The organism is Streptococcus sp. DD04 (assembly GCF_001578725.1).
Taxonomy (GTDB): Bacteria; Bacillota; Bacilli; order Lactobacillales; family Streptococcaceae; genus Streptococcus; species Streptococcus sinensis.
This window is the reverse complement of sequence record NZ_KQ968977.1, coordinates 71,706-76,955: the sequence shown is the minus strand read 5'-3', so window position 1 is coordinate 76,955 and position 5,250 is coordinate 71,706. Positions and strand designations below refer to the sequence as shown.

The window sequence follows — 5,250 nt, the reverse complement described above, 5'->3', positions numbered from 1 at the left end:
CTTACTACGATCCATCACGGATTTTGAACCATGACCACAGTGCTGGCCGTCGTTATGAGCAGTCTGACTACGGAAATGATAAGGTAGCTTGGGGACGGACAGCGACTCAGTCATGGACCTTTGACCGTGACCATGCCGGCTATGCTGGTCAGTTTATCTGGACAGGGATTGACTATATTGGTGAGCCGACCCCTTGGCACAATATGGATCGTACCCCAGTTAAGAGTTCCTTCTTTGGTATTATTGATACAGCAGGTCTGCCTAAGAATGATTTCTATCTCTACCAAAGCCAATGGCGCTCAGTCCAAGACAAGCCGATGGTTCATATGTTGCCACACTGGAATTGGGATGAGGAGAGTCTACAAGACAGAAAGATGTTGGTTGATGGCAAGGTGCCTGTCCGCGTCTTCTCAAATGCAGCCAGCGTTGAGCTCTATCTGAACAATGAATCGCTTGGCAAAAAGACCTTCACCAAGAAGCAGACAGCAGATGGCAGAAGCTATCAAGAAGGTGAAAATGGCCAACTCTATCTGGAGTGGAAGGTTGCTTATAAGCCAGGTACTCTAGTGGCGGTTGCCAGAGATGAGTCTGGCAAAGAGATTGCGCGTGATACTGTGACAACTGCTGACCAACCTAGCAATGTCCGTCTGGTCAAAGAAGAGCACGTCATCGGAGCGGATGGAAAAGATTTGACCTACATCCATTATGAAATCGTGGATGCCAATGGTAATCTCGTGCCGACAGCTAATAATCTTGTACACTTCAATTTGCATGGACAAGGCGAAATTGTCGGTGTGGATAATGGTGAACAGGCTAGCCGTGAGCGCTACAAGGCTCAAGCAGATGGCACATGGAAGCGTAAGGCCTTCAATGGTAAGGGTGTGGTCATCGTTAAGTCAACAGAAACAGCAGGTAAGTTTACTCTATTTGCTGATTCAGAAGGTCTAGGTTCAGACTCTGCAACGGTTTATACGGTGAAAAGAACACAGTCTGCCAAAGAATTAGTTGACTTGCTTCCAGCAAAAGCAACAGCTATGGTTGGTGACGAAGCACAACTTCCACAGACAGTCAAAGCTATTTACAATGACGGTAGCACAGAAGACAAGGCTGTGACTTGGAAGATACCAGCTGACCTGACTAAAACGCGTGGTGTCAAAGAAGTTATAGGAAGTGTAGCAGGCACGAGCCTGACTGCTCGCTTGATGATGAAAGTTTTGGATCTGGTAGCTTGGTTACCAAAAGCTCAGACAGTACCAGTCAATACAGCGACTGAGGAACTGGATAAGACAGTTACAGCAGTCTTCTCTGACGGTACGACCTCAGATACTGAAGTCAGCTCTTGGACTTTGGAAAATCCAGATGCATTGAAAGCTGAAAATGGTGAGACAAAGGCTACAGGTAAAATTGCAGACTCAGACATTTCTGTTTCAGCTAGATTCCGAGCATCTAATCAGAACGTAACCGAAGGTGCTGTGACAGGTATTCAGGTTGGGGGCAAAGCTTTGTCTGACTTTAGCGCAGACAAGACCTACTATCGTATCCCACTTGCTTATGGTGCGACTGTACCAACAGTCTCAGCGACAACCACAGCAGGTACCACAGCAACTATCCAGCAGGCTAGTGCTGACAATGACAAGTTGACTTCTATCTTTGTGACAGACGAGTCTGGTCGTCTGACTCGAGTGTATCGCCTACAATTCGTCGAAGCTAGCCCATCCTTGACAGGCATTGAGCTAGAAGTAGAAAAGACAGAAAATCTAGTTGAGGATCAAGCTGTACCTTATAAAGTCAAAGGAATTTACGAAGATGGTACACGGGCGCTCCTGTCAGAAAATGATGTAGAACTCACGATTAAGTCAGAAGATGGTGCGGAAGTCAAAGCTGAAAATGGCAAACTCTTGCTCTACCGAAAAGGAACAGCTCATATCACAGCTCGTCTTGCTAAGGCAGATAAGACCCTGACTTCGCAAGAGCTAACCTTGAGCATCGCTGAAAATACACAAGAAAAAACCATTACAGAGCTGCGGCCGATTAAGCTATCGACAGACTTGCATAAGTTGCCAAGTCTCCCTCAAGAAGTACTGGCAGTTTATAATCAAGGTTTGCCGCGTAAGGTAGCCGTGACTTGGGAGCCGATTTCCCAAGAAAAGGTTGACCGTTATCATAGCTTTACCGTTAAAGGAAAAGTAGCAGGGACTGACATTGAAGCTCTGGCTCATGTAACTGTCGAAGGCTTCTTGACAGCTGAAGAAGTATCATTGGCCGTGCCAAAAGGCGAGAAGATTAAGCTTCCAGCGACAGTCCGTGCCTATCACTCCGATGGCAGTGTCCAGTATAAAGAAGTAGCCTGGGATGCTGTTCCATCTGATGCAACAGCTCAAGCTGGAAAAGTAGAAGTTACAGGAACAGTCGTGGGACTCAATCTGAGAACCAAGGCTCACATCCGAGTATCTGAACAAACAGTTCAAAACAAGAATATCTCTAAACAATGGACTGGATCAGAACTTCCAGCAGCCTTTGTATCGGATACTGGTGGGGATGATAGCGCTAGTGCTTTAAATGATACCCACATTTCAAGAAATTCAGGTGGTGCTAAGAATCGTTGGACCAACTGGCGTACTGGAAATGAAGAAGATTATGCAGGTATCCTATTTGGTGATGCTGGTGACTTGACCAAACGCTTTGTTGACAATCTAAAAGCAGACTTCTATACGGATGGTGCTATTGGTCTGCCAGAAGAATATGTCATTGAATACTATGCTGGCAAAGACCTGCCAGAGTTACCAAAAGATGTTAACCATGTTCGTAAAGAAGCGCAGCATCCATTCAATCAATCAAGCAATTGGAGGCAAGTAACTGGACTTCGGGCACCTCAGACCCTGAGTGCTAATTCTGAAAATGTCTTCCGCTTTGATAAGGTAGAAACACCAGCTATCCGTATTCGTATGAAGAAGAAGGCAAACACTTCCGGAGTTGGTTTGACTGAATTGACCGTTATGGGTAATAGTGTCGAAGAAACGACAAGTGCGACAGCTAAGCTTATGGTAGACGGTCAGCCTGTCCCAGGATTTAACAGTGCTATCAAAGAGTACGAGATTGTCAAGAAAGAAACAGGCAATCAAGTGACTGCAGAAGTAAGCGATAATGGCCTAGCTACTGTGATTCCAGCAGCATCTGAAAAGGATCCTGTCCGTGTACTCATCAAAGCTGAAAATGGTCAAATCGTGGATGAGTACCGCATTCGCTTTATCAAAGAAAGCAAGCAAATAGGTAAGCCTGCGGCTGCTGAAACATTATCAACAGTCGTAAATGTAGGAGAGAGACTCCAGTTGCCAACAACTGTACCAGTTTATTATCCAAGTGGTACTGAGTGGGTCAAGAAAGACCTAGCAGTTACTTGGAATCCAGTTGATGAAAGTCTACTTCGAACTAAGGGTAGCTTTACACTGACTGGAACGATTCCTGGAACAGATCTACAGGCACAGCTTAAAGTACGAGTAAGCGAGCAAACTGGGCGCAATGCTGCTTTGAACCAAAATCATAACGACCAAGATTCACTTGCCTTTGCTTCAACGACTAATGACACAGATCAAGCTTCACAAGATAGGGTTCACTATGTCAATGATGGTTCGACCAACGAAAGCAATCGCTGGACCAACTGGTCAAGACAGGCTCCAAGTAAAGAAGTATCTGTCGGTGTGCTTTTCAAAAAGCAAGGTCAGATTGCAGCTGAGACAGTACAACAAGTTGGTATGCAGTTCTTCAGAGATAGTGGAACAGATGCACCGCAAAGTCTCGTCTTAGAATACTATGACGGTCCAGACTTTACTGCACCAAATCCAGCTTCTCGTTATGCTGAGCAAACTGATCATCCATTTAACAATGCAAATAATTGGAAGCAATTGAACTATACAGCAGATAGCGAAATCATAGCTGGCAAGATGATTCATTTCAATTTTGAACCAGTTAAAACAAAAGCTATCCGAGCTCGTATGATGCGCAAGGATACGACTAACGGGGTTGCCCTTGTAGAGTTCACTGCCGTTACTCCAACCGAAGTGCTTCAGTCAACTACAGCAACGAACATCACTGTTAATGGTCAAGCCTTGGCTGATTTTGCAGCAGATAAGACAGATTACCATCTGGAGTATCAAGGCACAAGACCAAGGATTGAAGCGACTGCTACTAACAATGCAACGGTAACAGTTGTTCAGTCTGATAGCGATGAGCTTCCAAGTCTCGTTCGTGTGGTGACGGAAGACGGTCAAACGACTAAGGAATACCGGATCCAGCTAGTGAAGAAAGCAGCGGATGCTACACCGCCAGTTCACAAGACGACCCCAGCAGAAGGCGTTAAGAATCTTGTTGTCGAGCAACCACGACTCGATATCGTGACAGAAACTCTACCGTTTAATACTGTTGAACGTGAAAATGCACAATTGCCTAAGGGAACGAGAAAAGTTGTTCAAGAAGGTAAAGACGGCGAGAAGACTATGCTCGTAGAAGTAACGATTGAGAATGGTCAAGAAACCGGTCGCACTACTCGCGACAGCTTTGTTTCCAAAGCCCCAGTCGATAAGATTGTGGAAATTGGCAAACCAGTTGAGCAAGTCACCCCAGTGGAAGGCGTCAAGAATCTTGTTGTCGAACAACCACGCTTGGATATTGTGACAGAAGCTCTACCGTTTACCACTGTTGAACATGAAAATGCACAATTGCCTAAGGGCACGCGAAAAGTTGTCCAAGAAGGCAAGGCTGGCGAGAAGACAACGCTGGTTGAAGTCACAATCGAGAACGGACAAGAAACCGGCCGCGTGACACGTGACAGCTTCGTTTCCAAAGCCCCAGTCGATCAGATCGTGGAAGTTGGCAAGCCAGTTGAACAGGTGACACCAACTGAAGGTGTTAAAAATCTGGTTGTCGAGCAACCACGCTTGGATGTGGTAACTGAAGCTCTACCGTTCAACACCGTTGAACGCGAAACTGCTCAGTTACCTAAGGGCACGCGAAAAGTTGTCCAAGAAGGCAAGGCTGGTGAGAAGACGACTTTGGTTGAAGTGACCATTGAGAATGGTCAGGAAACTGGCCGTGTGACACGAGATAGCTTCGTTTCTAAAGCCCCAGTCGATCAGATCGTGGAAATTGGCAAGCCAGTTGAGCAAGTCACCCCAGCGGAAGGCGTCAAGAATCTTGTCGTGGAACAACCACACTTGGATATCGTGACAGAGGTTCTACCATTTAGCACTGTTG

1 protein-coding gene is annotated in these 5,250 nt (G+C 46.0%); it reads left to right on the top strand.

Going from position 1 to position 5,250, the window contains the following annotated elements; all coding sequences use genetic code 11:
* Positions 1 to 5,250, top strand: a 5,250-nt coding sequence (locus STRDD04_RS03190; protein WP_197460072.1) for a G5 domain-containing protein, incomplete at both ends; no start/stop codon positions are given.